This is a genomic window from Rhodococcus sp. AW25M09 (genome assembly GCF_000333955.1).
In the GTDB taxonomy this organism is placed as follows: domain Bacteria; phylum Actinomycetota; class Actinomycetes; order Mycobacteriales; family Mycobacteriaceae; genus Rhodococcoides.
The window spans coordinates 21570-35256 of sequence record NZ_CAPS01000019.1 but is presented as its reverse complement, the minus strand read 5'-3'; the positions used below and the strand labels follow the sequence as shown (position 1 = coordinate 35256).

Genomic DNA, 13687 nt, shown 5'->3' with positions numbered 1-13687 from the left:
AACCGCGTAGACGAACTGCAGAACGATCGCGACGATCACGCACAGCCAGAACGTGCCCAGGCTCCGTGCCGTATCGGTGAACTCGGTCGTCTCGAGCGCACTCTGAACGGCGTTGGTGCTCATCACCCGGAGGCCTCCGGTCATGACCGGATACAGGACCAGACAGACGGCAACCACGACCAGGTCGATGCTGGCGCCGACGCTGAACGGGGTCTCCTCGATGACATTGTCGAAGAATCGGTACGCGAAGAAGATCCCCACCAAGATCACGATTCCACCCGCCACGATCTCGCCATACCTCAGGAAGTCGATCATCCCGATGAGTCGCTGGACGTCGCTTTTGGCGACACTGAGCTCGATGACGTTCCCTGGCTGCAACTGTCCACCGAACAGGTCGAGACTCGGCGAGTTCTCCCGTGGCGTGACGGTGGCGCTGACGAAATCCGACGAGTGATAGCGCCACAATTTCCAACCCGACCACGCCACGACGATTGCCGCGTAGAACGCCATTGCCCATCTGTTGGCTCGTGCCGAGCCCAGTCCGTATGCCATACCGCCGCCTTCATATCGATAGTCGATAACAACGAATATCGATAACCTATCGAAAATCGATAGGGTGTCAAGGGCTGAGTCAGATCACCGCTGCAGTGCGACCGCCACATGCCGGTCGATCTCCGACGCCAGGCCGGCGGTATCGGTCGGCACGATATCGATGGTGTCCTCGGAGTAGACGATGTATCGGCCGTCCCGCTCGAAGTCCATCCAGAAGAACGCGACTGCGTCGGTGTCGCGACGGTTGTCGTAGGTCTTGCCGCGCGCGACGATGATCTCGCCTACTGCGGACCGTGGACGGTCGAAGAACGTCCGGAACTTCTCGTTCTCCGTTGCCCCGCGGGTGGCGGTGGACAGGTGGCGCCCACCCGATATTGCTGCGGCAGTAACCCGTTCGAGTCGCGCAGCCGGTCGGCGGCCTGCCGCGTTGGCCGGCATTGATCCGAGAACCCGGGTGGGCACCTGGGTCGGCCCGGTCAACTCGATCGTGACGGCCCCGCCCGCCGAGGCGTCGGGCCCCGGTTGCTGAGTCAGCACCACAGCGATGTCGTGCCGCACAGCCGCGTGGGCGCGGATGGTTCCGTAGTGGGGATCGCGTGCGTCGCCTCGACATTCGATGCGAACGATCGGGTCGACGAGCGTGCGGACAGCCGCGCCGAGGTTCTCGTCCATCAGCGCATCGATCCTGGCCGACGCCTCCCGCCGCAGAAGTTGGTGTTGATCCTCGGTGTCGACGTCGATGGTGACGGCAAGGGGGTACGGGAGTCGATCTCGGCCGAATCGACTGCAGAGCAGTATGAAATCGATTCCGGGAATGGTCCAGCTCGTCATCGTCAGCCGCCGAGTACCGGTGGTGCGACCAGGGGCAAATCGCCGATCAGCTCGCTGCCGTTGCTCACGTCGACCAGATAGCCGGGGGTGGCGTGCTCACCGTCGTTGTCGCCGGTTCCACGTGCGCCTCCTGCGCCCGCTCCGCCCATTCCCGGCATACCGTGTGCCCCAGCGCGGCCGGCGGACGCAGCAGCTGCGCCGCCCGGTCCACCGCTGCCCGTGCCCCCGGCGGTGGTCCCGCTACCGCCGATCGGTGGGCCGAGAACGGAACCACCGCCCGAGCCGTAACCGCCGCCCGAGCCGTAACCACCGCCCGAGCCCGAACCGGTACCCGATGCACCTGCGTAGCCCGATCCACCTGCATAGCCTGAGCCGCCGTAGCCTGAGCCGCCGGATCCTGCGCCGACTCCGGAACCTGGACCACCGCTGGCGGATCCGGGGCCGAAAGCCGCCGCGGCGCGTGTTTCACCGGTACTGTCGGCGGGCGGCAGAGATCCCGATTGCCCGGACCCCGGCTGCTCCGATCCTGCACCTGGTCGGCCCGTTCCGGCTGGATCCGTTCCGCTGGGATCGGTGCCACCGGGCTGCGTCTGTGCCGCAGTGGGATCGCCCGTACCCTCGGCACCACCAGCCGAGGTCGACCCACCGCCACCTCCGCCGGGTCCCCCGCCGCCGCTGTAACCGCCGCCGCCACCACCACCACCACCACCACCGTCGGCGATGGGGTTGTGCGCTGCAGGTAGTACCGGAACCCTGTCGTCCGATTGCATCACCCCCGGCACGTACACCGAACGCATTACTTGACGCGCCTGCTCTTCCTGTTCGTCGTGCAGCCGCGCTATAGCCTTGATGGAATCGGCGAACGGAAGGCCGCTCGGAAACGTCGAGTCGAGCATGCTGGCACCGACGCCGATGTCCACGATCGGCGGCACCGATGCTTTGGTCTGGGTGAATCCCGCGTGTGCCTCGAGTAGTTTGTTGCTGATCATCGTCATAGCGGTGGACAGCGCTGTGGCCGAGGACGTGTAGTCGCCGACTCCGCCCTGCACGGCCGAGGCGGTAGGCCCGGACCAGCCGGAATTCATGGCGGATTCGATCCCGTTCCTGAAACTGTCGGATCCTTCCGAGGCCGCGGCGGACAGGTCGTTCCAGTTCAGTGACGACGTCGATATCGATTCGGCTGCGAGCGTGTTGACCTTCGCGATGATGGCCGCGTGCTTCATCACCTCGAACGGCTCGGTGACCACCACTTCGTTCGGCTCGTAGTCCCCCTCGTATCCGTACGAGCCGTTTCTTTTCGAGAACGCGTTCTCGATCAGAGAATTGACCGCCTCGGGCCCGAAGCCGGCCCCGGGTCCGTGCTCGATGATGGCCTGTACCTGCTGCTCGAGTTCCGCATACGGATCCGACATCCCCACCCCTTGCCCGACGTCTTCTCTCCCCGACGACAAGTTAGACGCGGCGCACTGCGGTTCGGTTCCGTAGCCAGTCGAGAATTTCCTCGCTGGCCCGGACGCCGGAGGAATCGGTGACCGTCAGCCCGGGTCGGGCGAATCCGATCAGTTCCAGTTCGCCGTGCCGTGGGCGGATCGCCGCGTCGGCAGCGATGAGCATCTCGGCGTCGAGTGCGCCGTCACCTGCGGCGAACACGCGAGCGTCGGCGTTCAGGGTGCCGTCCTGGATCAGCCTGGAGCGAACCTCGGCCACCGCGGAGCTCTTGCACACCGCGTTGGGCATCGTGTAGATCTTGCGACCCTGCTGCGAGACGTTCCAGCCCCGCGTCGCGCACCACTGCGACCATTCTTCGACGAAGTCCGTCGGGAGGGTGGCCGTGTTCACCACCAGGTAGCAGAACAGGCCGTCGGCCTCGCGGTACTTCAGAACCCACTCCCTCGATATCCGAGACCTCAACTCGGCACCGATGCCGGCCAGATCGACGTCGAACTCGGTGCGCCACTGCGGATCCGCGATGCCGTCGACGAGAATGTTGCCGCCGTTGCTGGTGATGGCGTACCGCCAGGGGGCACCCGGCAGCGTGATTCGGCGGAACTGTTCGATGGTGCGCGTCGTGGTCGGCACGACGACGGCTATCTCGTTCAACTCGCGCAGTAGCGAGACCGATCGAGTGCTCATGTACGACAACGGCTTTCCCTCGTACACCTCCACGCATTCGAAGTTCTCGTCCAATGGCACCTCGAGCGCACCCTCGGAGAAGATCAGCGTGCGGTCGAGATCCACGGCAACCTGGGCATTCACGACGCATCCCCGCCGGAGACGTTCTTGATCAGTCCCATGCACGAGTAGGCGAGGTCGGGAACCACATCGACCGGCACTCCCCTGGCTGCGGCCAGCATTCTGATGTGTTCGTGCTCGGGTGCATCGGCCTCGCGCACCAGTACTCGCCACGGAACTCGGCGCAGCAACACCCTGGTGGTTTCCCCGACGCCGGGTTTGACGAAATTGACGTGCGAGATGCCGTACTCCTGGCGGACTTTCTCCACCGATGCCCAGCCGGACCAGGTGGGGGTTCGGTCCGAGCCGAGCACTGCGGCCACCGAGGCGTCGACCTCGCTGCGCACGTCGTCGAAACGGGCTGCGACGGTGTCGAGCAGGTGACGCGAGACGTCGTCCGGAGCGAGGTCTGCGTAGTACTTCGCGCCGTGGAAGTCGCCGGGCCGAATCAGGCTGTCGTTGAGCACGGTCCGTGAAACCAGACCCGAGACAGTCGAGTTCAGGCAGGCCGACGCGATCAGGAAGTCGTCTCGGGTGCCGTAGGTGCGAGCGCAGTTTCCCGGATCGGCGAGTACAGCCAGATCGTCGTCGAATTCGGCTCCCGGAAACTCGCGCAGTGCGGCAGTGAGCTCGCGGGCGATCGCACCCTTGCCGGTCCAACCGTCGACGAACACCACCGATCGCGAGTCGTGATGCTCGGCGAGGTATTTCAGAGCCACGCTGTCGATGCCTCTGTCGCGAACGATGGAGACGGCGTAGTGCGGAATCTCGATACCGTGCGCGGCGAAAGCCCAGCGCCGCATCAGAATTCCGACGGGGGTACCTGCGCGGGCCAGTGACGCGAGCGCGATGTCGTGGCCACGCTCGGCCAGGACCACCTCGGTGACCGTTCCGACGGCGACCGCCAGCCGCGACGCGCTCTCGTGCAAAACCTTCTCGAACAGCTCCCGGTACGCGAGGTCCGGTTGGTACTCGACCGGGAGCGATTCCGCGTAGTGCGCCGTCCCGGCCTGAATCGCTTTCTCGCGCTCGTCGATGTCGGCTTCCAGTGAGACCGCCGAGAGATCCTTGAGCAACCAGGTGACCTCTCCGGTTGCGTACGAACCGAATTCGGGTCCTCGCAGCGGGCGCGCTCGCCGAGCGATCTCGAGTGCCACCGGGTCGGCTCCGGTCACGACGACCACCAGAACATCGATACCCGATGCGGCGAGCGTCTCGGCCGCCGCAGCGAGCGCCGCGGTGTCCGCGGGGGCGTCGGCGACGAGCACCAGTGTGGCGTCGTCGATCCCGGACGCGTTGTAGAGGTAGCGCAGTGCCGATTCGTCCTCGGGAGCGGTGAATTCGAATCCGCGTCGTAAGGGGTACCCGGGTACGTCGAGCACGTAGGCGGGCGACCGGGTGGTCGTCTGGAACAGCGCGGGGTGCCCCAGTTTCTGCAGGGCCGCCGCCAGCCTGAGCGGCAGGTACATCAACTCCTCGTGCCCGACGACTACGACGGCCCGCGAGTCTTCGAGTGCGGCATCGACGGTTGCGGCGACGGCAGCGATCGCGGTGTCGAAACCGGCGGCATCGGTGCGCAGAAAGCCGTGCCGTCCACCCTCGGGCAGCGTCGCCGGCCAGCGGGCGTCGACGCGTCGAACCGAACCAGGCCGTGCTGCCGTGGGATTGAACTGCGGATCCGACAGGCCGAGCACTGTCTCCACCAGACGCGGGGCCAGCTCCACCGACCCCTGTGCGAGGCTGGCGTTGTCTATTCGGATGCCGAACTCTGCGGCTACCGCGGCGGCAGCGGCGAGGTGCTCGGCGGTGCGCATATCGACCAGGGACGCGATGACATAGTGACTGCGGCCGGCCGTGGAGTGAATCTGTCGCAACGCATCCAGCGCCGTCGCTCCGGTCGAGATCTCGTCGTCCACCAGAATCAGCGGCAGATCACCGCCGAGAAGATCGGGCGAGGTCGGCATCAGCAGATGATCCGTGGCGTGCGAGTGGCCCTCCTGAAATTCGCCGTGCACGGTCATCCCAGGAACCCGGCGCCGCGTCGAGTGCAGATAGCAGCGTGCATCCAGCGCGGTCGCGACGGTATGGCCCAATCCCGTTGCAGTTTCGGCAAATCCGAGCACATCGACATCGGCACCGCCCACCACGGTCGCAACGAGGGCGGCCAGCTCCTCCCCGGCCGAGACGACGACGTCGGGATCGACGGGAATGTGTTTGCCGAGCACGGTCGATACCAGGAGGTGGGCGCGACGGGGGTTGCGGCGTAGGCCGGGTCGAACCAGCTGGGTGGCCGTCCAGGACGACGACGAGCCGGTGTCGGTCAGGGCGATGCCGTCGGCGGGATTGTCGATCATCGTTGTGCCAGCGCGGTCAGTAGATCCACGAATGTGATTCCCTCTTTGGTGACCCCGAAGGCCCTGGCTCGGAGCAGTGTCTGCTTGGCCCAATTTCGATGTGGGCCAAGCTCGTTCATCTTGTTGTGGTAGCCGGACGCCTGCACTCCGCCCTGGTCGGAGGACATTATGTCGAGTGCATCGTGGTACTCCTCGTGCGTCACCGCGGACAGCGCGTGTACGGCAGGGACGTGCGAGGGATGGATGACGGTCTTGCCCTGAATGCCGTTGGCTCGGTCGAGTGCCACCTCACGCAGTAGGGCGTCGAGGTCGCTGCTGACCAGTTGCTGACGGAAGCGCACGGCGTCCTGGTCGACGAACGGCGTCTGCCGTAGTAGGGGACGGAACATGCGTTCGTGGTCTGCGAAGTACTCCCAGACCGGCCCGGTGATGACGTATCCGGTCCCGTCGTAGCGGCCGAGGTGATTGACGATCGCGCTGATGACGTCGGCGACGACGCGGACGTCGTAGATCGTCAGGTCGCGGTCACGGCGGATGCCGAAGGTGCCGCACATGTCGGTGGCTCCGATACGCACTGCGAGCACGATGTCGTGGTAGGAGCCCAGTAGTTCGCGGATGGCAACCAGTTCTGCGTCGCGCGTCTCGCGGTGCACCACCTCAGGCGATTCGAGAACGGGCATTGCGAACAGGCGGGTGCCGTGTTGCTGCGCCCCTGCGACGATCGCGTCGAGAAACTCGGCTCCGCGTGCGGCCGTGAACTTCGGTACGACGAACCCGGTGAGCCCGCCGCCGTGGGTGAGGCCGGCGCAGATGGCGCGGATGTGTGCGGGGGTGCGAGCCCGGACGAAGACCAGCGACTTCGAACCCGAGAGTTCGTTCAGAGTTCGGACGGTGTTCGCCAACGCCTCGTCCAGATCGTAGTCTGCGACAGCGTCTTCGAGATCGATGACGATGGACCGCACGCCCTCGTCGGTGCGCTTGTTCACCGTCGAGGTCAGGTCGGGACGCGTCGCCGGGATGTACAGCGTGGCTCCCAGAGCTGTTGCTACGACGTTGTTTCCGTCGCTGGTCTCGATGTCTTCCGGCTGCAGGAAGAACACTCGTTCCCGGGTGTCTGCGTCGAGATGGCGAAAGTGTTGCACCGCTGTCCTTCGTGTGAATGTGAGTCAGTGCGAGCTGCGCAAGCGTTCGATCACGCCTGCGATGAAGTCCGAAATGGTATCGAGGTCCTGCAGATATGACCAGTAGTCGGGGTGGGTACCCGTCAGGGCAGTGCTCGCCCTGTCGATCCGGGCGAGCTGAGCATCCAACACCGAGCCCCATTCGGCAACCAGACCACGATTGAGCGCAAGTTGTTGAGCGTCGCGAAGTTTGAACCGTATCTTGTCCTCGGTCTCTTTCGGGTCTGCCTTCACCGCGCGCAGTAGACGCACTCGGTCGGTCACCGCGTCGACCAGTTGTTCGGCATCGGCCAGGTGACGGCGGGCCTGAGTCGCCAACTCCAGTGAATGCTCCGGGTTTCCCGCATCGAGCGCCGAACGTGCCGCTCGTAGATCCTCGTCGGCCTGCTCGATGTGGCGCGCACTCGACCGTTCGTTGTGCGACAGATCCGCCGAGCTCTTGGCGTTGAATTCACGAAGCAAACTCGAGAAGGCGGGCGCGATTCCCTCCGATCGCGTTCGGACGGCTTCGATTCGGGTGCGTACCGAGGACAGTGCTGTTCGGGCTTCGTGCTGTCGACCCGGGGCCGACTCGACAGCAGCGCGCAGTGCCGCAGCTCGCTCGCGGACGGTGGCAGCGTGCTGACGTGCACGCACGGGATCACGCTGGTCGCTCTGCAATTGCGTTGTGGCCACGTCGAGTTCGTGCCACGCCTCGCGCAGCGACGGGTAGGCGGCGTATTGCTCGTCGACAGTGGATCGGGCTGTGTCGGCCTCGGTCAGGGCGTCCTGCACCAGGCGAGGTGTGGCCGCGAATTGGGCGGAGGCCTGCTCGAGGGTGTCGCGATGAGCGCCGTAGAACCGATCGACGGCCGCGCTGGCGTCGTGCAGCAGTCCGGTTGCGCGGTCGAAGGCCGATCGGGCGGCGGCGGTCGCGATTCCGTCGAACTGATCGACAGCGGCGAGATAGGCGGCTCCGGCGTCGAAGCACTGTTTTTCGGTATCGGCCCACAGCGCAGCGAGCCTGTCCCCCGGGCGCAGTGCGGTGGCGGCTTCGACTCCTGCCGAGGCGATGGACTGGCGCTTGTCCATATCGAGAAATGCGGCGACGGCGTTGTCCTGAGAACGACGCGCAGCGGCGTCCGATTCGGCACCTCGGCGGAACACCCCAGGCCAGCGACTTGTCACCTGCTCGATTGTACCGACGGGAACCCTGGCACCGGCGCACTCGTTGACTGAGTACGTCCAGAAACCGGACATTCCCACTACGGTTGTACCCGTAACGGGAAACCATTTGCGAAAGGACCTCTCCATGGGCGTCAGCCTCAGCAAGGGTGGCAATGTCTCGCTCACCAAGGCAGCACCGAACCTGACCGCAGTCACGGTCGGACTCGGGTGGGACATCCGCACGACGACCGGAACCGATTTCGATCTCGATGCCAGCGCCATCGCGCTGAATTCGACCAAGAAGGCCCTCAGTGACCAGCACTTCGTGTTCTTCAACAACTTGAAGTCTCCCGACGGCTCCATCGAGCACACAGGCGACAACCTGACCGGCGAGGGTGAGGGTGACGACGAGGCGATCAAGGTCGATCTCGCCGCTGTGCCGCCGGAGATCGAGACCATCGTGTTCCCCGTGTCGATCTACGATGCGGACGCACGCTCGCAGTCGTTCGGCCAGGTGCGCAACGCGTTCATCCGCGTGGTCAATCAGGCCGACAATTCAGAGCTCGCGCGCTACGACCTCAGCGAGGACGCATCGACCGAGACCGCCATGGTCTTCGGTGAGCTGTACCGCAACGGCGCCGAGTGGAAGTTCCGGGCCGTCGGTCAGGGCTATGCGTCCGGTCTCGCCGGCATCGCCCGCGATTTCGGAGTAAACGTCTAGTAAAGGCGCTCCCAAGATTGGGGATACCCTCGCCTCGTCGTTCATGATGGGCGGGGGTTTTCCCGTTCCCGGATCCCTGGTCTCTCCCGCAGGCTCCGCTCCTAGCCAGAAAGGCCACTGCCAGTGGTTGTGAAGATCTTCGGATGGTCGATCGCGGTCACCATCGTCGCCGTCATCGTTGCATTCCTGTACGGCGGGCTCGAGGCGATGATCCTCGTCCTCATCCTCGGTGTGCTCGAAGTGTCTCTGTCCTTCGACAACGCCGTCATCAACGCCACCGTGCTGCGGAGGATGAGCGAGTTCTGGCAGAAGATCTTCCTCACCATCGGCATCGTCATTGCCGTGTTCGGTATGCGGCTGCTGTTTCCCCTGGTCATCGTGTGGGCCGCATCCGGCAAGGGGCCCGTCGCCGCCATCGACCTCGCGCTCAATCCCCCGGCGGACGACGCTGCATACTTCCCCAACGGCGATCCGAGCTACGAGACGTTGCTGACCGACGCGCATCCACAGATCGCGGCATTCGGTGGCATGTTCCTGCTGATGCTGTTCCTCGGCTTCATCTTCGAGGACCGTGAGATCACCTGGCTCAGCTGGTTCGAGAAGCCGCTGGCGCGCATCGGCAAGCTCGACCAGCTCTCGGTGGTCGTAGCAGGCCTGCTGCTGGTACTCAGTGCAGAATTCCTCGCCGAGGACGACAAGATCGCTACCGTCATGGTCGCCGGTGTTCTCGGCATGATCACGTACATCGCCGTCAACGGGCTCGGAGAGCTCTTCCACATCGAGGAAGAGGGCGACGAGCCCTCCAGCGGACCGAGCGAACTCGCCAAGGCGACAGGTAAAGCAGGCTTCTTCCTGTTCCTCTACCTCGAGGTGCTCGACGCCTCGTTCTCGTTCGACGGTGTCATCGGTGCCTTCGCCATCACCGCGGACCCGATCATCATCGCTCTCGGCCTGGGCTTCATCGGGGCGATGTTCGTCCGCTCGATCACTGTGTTCCTGGTGCGCAAGGGAACGCTGTCCGATTACGTCTACCTCGAGCACGGAGCGCACTGGGCTATCGGTGCGTTGTCGATCATCCTGCTGGTCTCGATCGGTGTGGAGATCAACGAGCTGATCACCGGCTTCGTGGGCATCCTGTTCATCGGAGCTGCCTTCGTCAGCAGCATCCAGCGGAACAAGCGCCTCGAAAAGCAGGGCGTGGACACCGAACTCAGCGTCTGACCTGCTGTTCCGGGACGCTCAGAGTTCCGAGATATCGACCAGGCCGTCCTGCAGGGCCCGCGCCACCAGGCCGGCCTTGGTCGGTGCGGGCCGCCCGACCGAGGTGTACTTGGCCCGGATTCGGGTGAGGTGGGTGTTGACCGTTCCGAGCGAGAGAAACAGAGCTTTCGCGACCTCGGTCTTGGAGTCGTGGCGGATCCAGCAGAGCAGGACCTCGATCTCTCGGCCGGTCAGATCGGGGCGGGGTGGGAACGGGCTCGCAGCGGCGGGAACGGGATGGATCTGCATCGCGGGGGGAACCAAGCTGATGGCCCCACGGGAACGACGCGTCGTGGGCGCGGTCGAGTCGTTCGCGGAGGGCGAGGGTTCGAGCAATGCGGACATCAAATCTCCCTGACGCTGAAGTGGGTTGAGACCAACTAAACCAATGTGAGTGATTCTCACAGGTAATGCGCAGCTTTTCTGCCCTGATTTCTAGGGGCATTGAAACGTCAACTGTCCGGTCAGCGTGTCACGGCACTACGACAGACTTGCTCCCGTCGGCATCGAGCTCGATCCGTACATCCTCGCTCTCATCGCTGACCAGGATGGATGCGATCTTTGCGCGGCCGGGAGGCAAGATCCGAGCGGTGACAACTCCGCCTTCGGCATTCCGAAGGGCAGCGGAAACGGCGGCACTCACTCGCCCCGAAATCGTGGGATGGACCACAGCGAGCCCGCCGTCGTCGAGCAGTACCACCTGTACTCCTCGCACCCGGGCAGATCGCGCCGCTGCTGCTACCTCGTCCGTCATCAGTCCCGCTGCCCGCAGCCGATCTCGCAGAGATGCTTCGAGCAGGCCGCAGGCCTCACGCTCGGCGGTATCGAGCTCGGCCCCGCTCGCGATCTTCTCGAGCAAGGGGCGGGCCAGAAAATCCAGTCGCGCCAGTTGCCGGTCCCGTTCGTCGAGGCCGGCCGACGTCGCCGCCTCCTCTGCTGCGCGGCGACGAGATTGAGCGCGAAGCTCGAAAACCGCCGCGGCCGTCGAGCGGAAGGTCAGGGCGAAGAACGTGGCCATCGCCAGAGGTGCGAAGCTGATGGCCGACATGGCGACACCTGCCACGGCGCCTTGGTCGGTGGCGTCCGCCCAGAACGCACACACTGCGACCACGGCAACCATGGCCGCCCATCCGTGGGCCGTGCGTCCGCGGACACTGACGAATCCGCACAGGGCGACGGCAGCGCTGAGCGGCCAGGTCTGCAGTCCATTGGCGACCGGGACCGAAAGCTGCGACAGCACGACGGCGGTGGACACAGGTGCCGCTGCGCCGATGGCCGTCGCCCATCCTGCACCCAACGGGTCGCCGGGAACGGCTACCAGCGCGAACGCGGCGCACGAGACCAGCAGTACCGCGACCTGCACCGCCCAGACGCTGTGCACTCCGCCCGATGCCGTGAAGTTCATCAGCGTGTACGTGCCGAAGAAGGTTGCGGCGACTCCGTATGCGCTCGCGGTGTTCATTCCGAGAAATGCTCGAACGTCGCGATCGGCAGCGGTGTCGGCCGTGCCGGTGTCGGTCATCTCGCGCCCACCGGGTGTCGGTAGGTCAGCGTGACGGTGGTGCCACGTCCGGCTTCAGAGGCCACGTCGGCCGATCCGCCCGGCAGCTGCCGCATGCGTCCGGTGATGCTGACAGCGAGGCCGAGCCGGTGCGGGGCGACGGATCCGGGGTCGAACCCGCATCCGTCGTCGCGGATGTCGATGCGTACCGAATCGGCGCCGACGCGAACCCGAGCGAGACGTTCGGCGTTCTCCCCGGCGTGGCGAACGCTGTTGCGGAGCGCTTCCGCGGCACTTGCCGACAATGCGCGCACTGCATCCATCGGCAGGGTGAAGTCTCCGGATGCGTCGGCGGTGTCGGCGTCGATGACGATGTGGTCGTCCACTTCGGTCAGTGCTGATCGAAGGAAAGCGAGGAAGCTGTCGGGTCCCACAGGTTCGGTCGAGGCGATGCCCGAGCGCAAACGGTCCAGCCGGGCCAGTGCCGCGGCGGACTGCGCGGTCAGCGCCGAACTGTTGCCCGAACGCGAGGCCGAGAGCAACGTGGACATGACGTCGTCGTGGATCAGGGCGTCGAAGCGTTCGCGTTCCACCGATCGTGCGGCGCTCGCTGCTGCGGTGGCGGCCTGCGTTTCGGCAGCGAGGCGGGTTGTGTCGAGTATTCGACCGGTGCGCACCACCAATGTGACTGTGACAGTGAATAATCCACAGAACATGATCCCGAAGACGATGTCCGAGAACAGTGGAACGTTGCCGTGGTCGATTCGGCTGTAGTAGTTGACGACTTGCCCGAAGGAGGCGACGAACACCAGATAGGCGAAGATCGCGCGATTCGACCACGCGATCGCTGTTGTCACCGAGATGAGACCGGGAAACACTGCGATCCAGGCAGATTCGGTCAATCCGAGAGACGGACCCTCGAAGGCTGGAATCCACAGCACCTGCCCGGCCACGTAGGCACCGGCCATCACTGTGACCAGGGCGCGGATTCGTTGCAGGCTCCAGCGGAACGAGGCGAACGACAGGCAGAGGGCCGGTCCGAAGATGGCGAACGCGAACAGCGGTGTGTACCAGGGTTGCAACCGTCCGAACTGCGACGCGATCTGGGGCGTCAACAACACCAGGTACGCAAGCGCACCCGCGCTCGCGAAGCGGGCCAGGTAGCGCGAGAGGCGTTCCTCCGCGCTCGAACCCTGCATCATTCCCGTGGCGGTAGTTCGGGCATCGGCAGCCAACCGTCCTCGACCGCACGCTTGTACAGATCGGTTTTCGTCGGTGCCGGGCGCCCGGCCTCGGCGTACTTGTTGCGGATGCGCACGAGGTAATCGTTGACGGTTTGCTCGGACAAGCCGGCCAGGCGGGCTACGCGACCGGCCTTTTCGCCCGATGCATACAGCGCGAGCACCTCGCGTTGACGTGGGCTGAGGCCGACATCGGGGAGCTGCGGGTCGCCGTCGATTGCGGCAGCCCAGTCCGTCGTGACGACCTGACCGCCGCTCGCGGCGCGCCTGATCGCCGAGACGATCGCCGAGGCAGGTGCTGACTTGCGCACCACCCCCAACACCCCTGCACGGGCAGCGGAGCGAACCAGAAATGCGTTCTCGGCACCGGTGTAGACCAACACGCGGGCCCCGGCAGCGTGCAGTTGCTCCACATTGGAGCGAGGGGACGAGCCGTCACCCAGTCGAAGGTCGAGTACCACCAGATCGAGTGTCTGCGGCCGATCCAACAGTTCGCCGACGGTGGCGGCGAACGACACCAATTCGAGGTCGGGTTCGTCCGTGAGCATGGCCTGGAGGCCGAGAGCAACCGATTCGTGGTCCTCGACCAAGCCGATGCGTCGTACCGCGATGTTCTCGTGCTCTGTGCTCCCCTGAAATCGCGGCACCTGTGTCATGTCCCCGCCCCG

At 65.0% G+C, this 13687-nt stretch carries 13 protein-coding genes; 2 read left to right on the top strand and 11 right to left on the bottom strand.

Translation table 11 applies throughout. The annotated features are described in order from the left end of the window. The 7 genes from RHODMAR_RS03715 to RHODMAR_RS03685 all read right to left on the bottom strand — a co-directional run. The coding region (locus RHODMAR_RS03715) for a hypothetical protein (protein WP_008711413.1) at positions 1 to 552 on the bottom strand (552 nt) is incomplete at its 3' end. 84 nt (positions 553 to 636) lie between these two features. Beyond that, positions 637 to 1383, bottom strand: a complete 747-nt coding sequence (locus tag RHODMAR_RS03710; protein WP_008711411.1) for an ESX secretion-associated protein EspG — start codon at positions 1381 to 1383, stop codon at positions 637 to 639. A gap of 2 nt (positions 1384 to 1385) precedes the next feature. Beyond that, a complete protein-coding gene (locus RHODMAR_RS29370) occupies positions 1386 to 2795 on the bottom strand; it encodes a hypothetical protein (RefSeq protein WP_008711409.1) in 1410 nt (469 codons plus the stop codon). Between the two features lie 40 nt (positions 2796 to 2835). Further along, positions 2836 to 3639 (bottom strand): hypothetical protein, encoded by an 804-nt coding sequence (locus tag RHODMAR_RS03700; RefSeq protein WP_008711407.1) that lies wholly within the window; start codon positions 3637 to 3639, stop codon positions 2836 to 2838. After that, positions 3636 to 5969, bottom strand: a complete 2334-nt coding sequence (locus RHODMAR_RS03695; protein WP_008711404.1) for a phosphoribosyltransferase — start codon at positions 5967 to 5969, stop codon at positions 3636 to 3638. The genes RHODMAR_RS03700 and RHODMAR_RS03695 overlap by 4 nt, the downstream gene beginning before the upstream one ends. Then, positions 5966 to 7111, bottom strand: a complete 1146-nt coding sequence (locus tag RHODMAR_RS03690; protein ID WP_008711403.1) for an HpcH/HpaI aldolase/citrate lyase family protein — start codon at positions 7109 to 7111, stop codon at positions 5966 to 5968. Before RHODMAR_RS03690 ends, RHODMAR_RS03695 begins: the two co-directional genes overlap by 4 nt. A 24-nt stretch (positions 7112 to 7135) precedes the next feature. Continuing rightward, positions 7136 to 8221, bottom strand: a complete 1086-nt coding sequence (locus RHODMAR_RS03685) for a hypothetical protein (RefSeq protein WP_042937872.1) — start codon at positions 8219 to 8221, stop codon at positions 7136 to 7138. A gap of 220 nt (positions 8222 to 8441) precedes the next feature. Here RHODMAR_RS03685 and RHODMAR_RS03680 point away from each other — a divergent pair, with 220 nt between their 5' ends. Together RHODMAR_RS03680 and RHODMAR_RS03675 are read left to right on the top strand one after the other, a co-directional pair. Further along, positions 8442 to 9017: a TerD family protein gene (locus tag RHODMAR_RS03680; RefSeq protein ID WP_008711399.1), complete on the top strand. Its 576-nt coding sequence runs from the start codon at positions 8442 to 8444 to the stop codon at positions 9015 to 9017. 123 nt (positions 9018 to 9140) lie between these two features. Then, positions 9141 to 10238 (top strand): DUF475 domain-containing protein, encoded by a 1098-nt coding sequence (locus RHODMAR_RS03675; RefSeq protein ID WP_008711398.1) that lies wholly within the window; start codon positions 9141 to 9143, stop codon positions 10236 to 10238. 18 nt (positions 10239 to 10256) lie between these two features. Here RHODMAR_RS03675 and RHODMAR_RS29490 read toward each other — a convergent pair whose 3' ends face one another. From RHODMAR_RS29490 to RHODMAR_RS03655, 4 genes are all read right to left on the bottom strand, one after another. Beyond that, positions 10257 to 10622, bottom strand: a complete 366-nt coding sequence (locus RHODMAR_RS29490; protein WP_008711396.1) for a response regulator transcription factor — start codon at positions 10620 to 10622, stop codon at positions 10257 to 10259. Positions 10623 to 10749: 127 nt separating this feature from the next. Continuing rightward, the gene (locus RHODMAR_RS03665; RefSeq protein WP_008711393.1) at positions 10750 to 11799 is read right to left on the bottom strand and encodes a hypothetical protein; all 1050 of its coding nucleotides are present in this window, start codon (positions 11797 to 11799) and stop codon (positions 10750 to 10752) included. Further along, a complete protein-coding gene (locus tag RHODMAR_RS03660) occupies positions 11796 to 12980 on the bottom strand; it encodes a sensor histidine kinase (RefSeq protein WP_051047758.1) in 1185 nt (394 codons plus the stop codon). Before RHODMAR_RS03660 ends, RHODMAR_RS03665 begins: the two co-directional genes overlap by 4 nt. Continuing rightward, complete coding sequence (locus RHODMAR_RS03655) at positions 12977 to 13675, bottom strand: response regulator transcription factor (RefSeq protein WP_008711389.1); 699 nt, start codon at positions 13673 to 13675, stop codon at positions 12977 to 12979. The genes RHODMAR_RS03660 and RHODMAR_RS03655 overlap by 4 nt, the downstream gene beginning before the upstream one ends. Between the last annotated feature and the right edge of the window lie 12 nt (positions 13676 to 13687).